Here is a 4,518-nt window from a genome sequence, read left to right as displayed (position 1 = left end):
TTTCCGAAGCTGTTAAGACCGGCAACAAGTTATACTGCTGGAACACGAAGCCAACCTGAGTACGACGAAAATCTGCCTGTTGACGGTCATTGAGTTTGTGCAAATCTATGCCCTGGCACATAATTTTTCCTTCAGTGGGTTGCTCCAGAAGACCCAACAAGTATAGGAGCGTAGATCCAGCAACGTTTCACCCATCGGCTAGAAGCAGCCACAGGCTATCATGCCTACTGGGATTTCGCCTGCCACTCCCAAGACAATCAAGCGGTGTTTAATTATTATACTCCCGGAGAATTGTTTGCTGATCGACGAGAGGTGGAACCATATACCCGGGCAATGAATGCAACGATATCACGATTGATGACTGATTTCTCCCAAACACTCTTTACAGTTGAACCGCTCTCTTTCACCCGTGACCATAACATGTCGGTGCCACGAGGAGCTATCTTCATTCAAGCCCCTGACTATAAAATCGGTATCAAAGAAGAGAGGCCGTTGTATGCCCGCTTGAACGAGTTTTGGGTCCAGTTGGGCACCAACTTGCGCATATATCACGAAACCAACCGAGGAACATTCGGTATCACAATTGGCCTGCTCTTGGTCAGTGCTATGCTTTATTTATCTTTCTTACGTCAAGAAAAAGATGCAAGATGCAGGTCTGTTTGAGAAATGGACACTGCAGGGACTACTTGATGAATTGGATACAATCGAGCTTTTTCAGTCACCTGAGCACGGTCGGTTGCTTGGTGAGGTGACTAAGAAGCAGGAAGATATCTACCGAGCGCTGGGGGTAGAGCTACCCTCGTTATGAGAACCGGAAATCCAGAATCTCAAACCTCGAGGAGGCTAGCTGGGTCGCGAAAAAGGTCGGTTTTTGTCGAAAAGCGCACTTTCACCGGAAAAAAATACACTTACACCAGAAGTACCCCATAATAAATTCGGGATATGCTATACTTTAATTGGCGCAATTCGGACACTTGAATCAGCGGAGGTGATGTGATTCAAGATTTAGCCCCAGGTGTCGATTAATTTTGAAAAGGAGTAGAGACGGTTTGAAAAAATTTTTGTGCTCGGTGATTGTCAAGGAAGTTGTCGCTTTTTCTTTTCATCAACGTTACGCAACTCATCTGTGGGGTTCGATCAATCCGGCTCCAGTTTCTGGTCTCCGTAGACCAACGTTCAGGCTTTCTCTTTTTGGCTTCCCTATACACCTCATCCCTCTTAGCTAATATTTCGACATCTTTTCCTGTATGTCGCTGTTGAGGCGTTACAAATTTAATGCCGCTGTGGAGAAATTCAGTGTTATAAAGCTCAACGAATTTTTGAACCCATTTTCTCGCTTCATCAATGGAGACGAAACCCTTTAGAGGAAAGTCCTTTGTATACTTCAGTGTTTTGAATAGGGATTCGGAAAAAGGGTTGTCGTTGCTCACCCTTGGGCGAGAGTAGGATCTTGTTACTCCCAATTGAGCTAACAGGTTCTGAAAGTCTTGGGCCTTCATGGGACTGCCGTTATCAGAGTGAAGCACCAGTGGCCCCCGGAAAACTCTATGTTTGAAAACGGCTTTCGTGACCAAATCTTGAGCATGCTTGGATGACTCAGTTTCATGGATCTCCCAGTAATTATAAACCTGCTAAATACATCGATGACCATATACAGCTTATAATAGAGCCCCTTGATGACTGCGGGCAGCCAAGTGATATCCCATGACCAAACCTGGTTCGGTCCGGTTGCTATGTGTGTTGTCAAAGAGCTTGTCCGGGGTGGATTGACTCTAGTGCGTTTACTGGTCTGATTAGCTTCTTTTAGAACTTTATAAAATGTAGACTCGGAGGCAATATAAACTCCCTGGTCGGCTAGCTTGGGCACAATTTGGGCTGGCGTTAAGTCCGCAAATTTGTCTCTATTGCATACTTTGATTATTTCCTTCTTTTCCTCTTCACTAAGTTTGTTTGAGGGAGGCCTTCGCTTAGCGGTTGGACGCTTATCAATAGAATCAGCTCCCCCGTCCTTCATCCAGCGCTGGTATGTCCGCACAGAGATACCTAACTCCTTACATGCGAGATCTAATCTTGCACCGGCTGTATTAGCCTCACTGATTAGCTGGACTGCAATTCTGCGATCTGAGGTGCTAATCAGTCTTCCTCGGGGTCCCCCCAAATCGCATTGGCCTTTTTTCTAAGCACTAGCAGGGCGGCGGTCTCGGCTAAAGCTTTTTCCTTATATTTTAATTCCCGCTTAAGCTTATGATTTTGTTCCTTTTCGGACTTAAGCTCAGCCTCAACGTCCTTAGGGGATTTCCCAGAGCCAAGGGAGGATTCCATAGTTTTTCGCCACCGCTTGATATCGGTGGTGTATAAACCGTGTTCACGGCAGTACTGACCTAGCTCTTCTTCATTAAGGGAGAACGTCTCAAAGACAATTCGTAGCTTATCAACTTCACTCCATTTATCGTCATTTGACTTGGCACTGTTGTTGGGGATAATCTGCCCATTTTTTCGGGCCTTGGATACCCAACCGTATATTGTCGTTTGAGGAATATTTTCCTGAGCTGCAATCTCGGGGATGGTCTTATTTTCCGGGGGTTGCAGTTGCGATAAAATCTGCTGTTTATATTCGGCACTAAACACTCTTTTTGCCATCGTATAGACACAACCTTTCTTGAGAACATCATATCATCTATACGACAACTATCCTAACACATGGGGGCTTGATTATGTTCGTGTTATTATCCCTTAACGTTGCATGGGCACCGTACACGCACACACATGTCGGTGAAGTGGTTGGAAATCAAATATATTCTATGGCTGCACAAAGAAATGCATTTAGGGAAGGCTCGTATCAAGCGGATTTAGGTCGAGAATTCTTGAACGTTGCCTATGGTATCAAAACAGATAGCTATGCATTTAGTTACACATTGGCAATGTTAGCAGGCAGGAACTATGCATCAAATACAACTGCCTATGCCTGGGCCCATGGCTGGTTTTCACATTACTATCAAGACTCACGAACAAGTGCCGTAAACGATTTATACAATAAACATCCTGAGAAAAACTGGTGCTCAAATCCATGTGGCTCCCTTGAACCTTATCTCCGTGCGTATGGGTGGATGGACGGATTTGTGACGGTCAAGAAAGGAACCACTAAGGCTTCAACTGTCTACTTTAACCCCTCACTTATACAGCAAGCATACTCCACTTTAGGGTACTCAGTGCCTTCACAACACACATTGGTGTCAGAAGCTGGGAGGATTTATGTTTCAATGGATTTATTTTTAGGGCCACTTCACATACAGTCATGTGGAACAAAATGGACTTCTTCTCAGAAAAGCACCCTGCAAACAAGTTTAAACAAGATATACTCTGTTGCAAACATTTCTATGCCCGACCCATCTGGCCCTTTAGGATTTGATGATTATACATTGGACATGAGCTCCATACCTTTTGAAGCAGAAGACCTTTTCTCGGAGAGTAATGCTTTGATTATTGATTATCGTACTCATACAATGACAGTCGCCCCGGGGCCAGAAGACGGTGTTTACCTAACCTTTACAGAGAAAGTATAATCCAAGGGGGTAAAAGCATTGCAAATAGCCAACCTGAGAAATAATTTCAAGGTAATTCTGTTCATTGCCCTAACCGCAATTTTAATCTACTCCGGCTATAATTTTGTGCTGGCGCAATTGACAAAACCATACCCTGAGCAGGAATTTTCTTTGACCCAACACTTATCTGCCAATGAGTGGGAGTTAAGTTTTGATGCGTTGACTACTGCCGGAAGCCGGTTACCCGGATACGAAAACAGGAGTTGGGTTCCCACTGTTATTTGGGCGATCGACCTCACCATAATCAACAATGGTGAAGACAGTAGCTATGTCCGTAATGATATGTTCCATGTTTCCCCTACTGCAGGAACACCAGACCGAATATATGACGAGCCCAACAAAGCGATAATCTCTGAGCGTGTTCAGCCGGGCGCAGCGATCAACCATCAGCTTGTGTTCCTTGTTAAGCGAAACTGCCGCTCAGTGCAGGTTTATTTCAGACCTGATGGTCCCGGAGGAGAGGAGTTCTCCACTACAGTTGCATTACCCAAAGAATAGGACAGGCAATTGCTACCCCCCTGACAGGGGGACAGGTTCCTAGTCCGACTGCAAAATGCTCCCTTGGCGAAACTATCTGCCGGAAAAGGAAGCATTTTGTATTTCAACATAAACATGCAAGTCCTGAGGAAAATCAATTCCCGCTACCATATTCGACAAAAATCTCCATTTCCCGGTATGATGCACCGGGGGCGCGCGCGTTTAAAGATTACGGCCTGGCCGAGCCGGACTGGCAGCGGGTGGAGTTCTATATCCTCCTGGATGAGCTGTTTTAGGCCTGTTTAGCCTCGTCAAATAGAGTAGGGTAACCACTCTCATGGCTACCCCCTCATCAAACCGCACGTGCCCTGCTAAGGCATACGGCTTACCAATGTGTTTCGGCTTGAACTAAGTCGTTGCAAGTCTTTGGGCATATTCC

Annotated in this window: 6 protein-coding genes and 1 pseudogene; 3 read left to right on the top strand and 4 right to left on the bottom strand. The window is 45.4% G+C overall.

Annotated elements, in window-relative coordinates; translation table 11 throughout:
• The coding region (locus FH749_15735) for an ABC transporter ATP-binding protein (GenBank protein MTI96894.1) at positions 1-160 on the bottom strand (160 nt) is incomplete at its 3' end.
• Positions 161-613: 453 nt separating this feature from the next.
• Here FH749_15735 and FH749_15730 point away from each other — a divergent pair.
• Positions 614-808 (top strand): annotated as a pseudogene (locus tag FH749_15730) (transposase).
• 214 nt (positions 809-1,022) lie between these two features.
• Here FH749_15730 and FH749_15725 read toward each other — a convergent pair.
• The 3 genes from FH749_15725 to FH749_15715 form a co-directional block, all read right to left on the bottom strand.
• Positions 1,023-1,610: a transposase family protein gene (locus FH749_15725; protein MTI96893.1), complete on the bottom strand. Its 588-nt coding sequence runs from the start codon at positions 1,608-1,610 to the stop codon at positions 1,023-1,025.
• Complete coding sequence (locus FH749_15720; GenBank protein ID MTI96892.1) at positions 1,496-2,035, bottom strand: transposase; 540 nt, start codon at positions 2,033-2,035, stop codon at positions 1,496-1,498. Before FH749_15720 ends, FH749_15725 begins: the two co-directional genes overlap by 115 nt.
• A gap of 98 nt (positions 2,036-2,133) precedes the next feature.
• Entirely contained in the window at positions 2,134-2,640 is a 507-nt protein-coding gene (locus FH749_15715; GenBank protein MTI96891.1) for a transposase, read from the bottom strand.
• Between the two features lie 74 nt (positions 2,641-2,714).
• On the opposite strand from FH749_15715, the gene FH749_15710 reads away from it, so the two are divergent.
• Entirely contained in the window at positions 2,715-3,563 is an 849-nt protein-coding gene (locus FH749_15710; protein ID MTI96890.1) for a hypothetical protein, read from the top strand.
• A gap of 18 nt (positions 3,564-3,581) precedes the next feature.
• Entirely contained in the window at positions 3,582-4,100 is a 519-nt protein-coding gene (locus tag FH749_15705; protein ID MTI96889.1) for a hypothetical protein, read from the top strand.
• Positions 4,101-4,518 lie beyond the last annotated feature (418 nt).

Source organism: Bacillota bacterium, assembly GCA_009711825.1.
Lineage (GTDB): Bacteria > Bacillota > Proteinivoracia > UBA4975 > VEMY01 > VEMY01.
The sequence above is the reverse complement of the archived record's forward strand: the minus strand, read 5'-3'. Positions and strand labels throughout refer to the sequence as shown.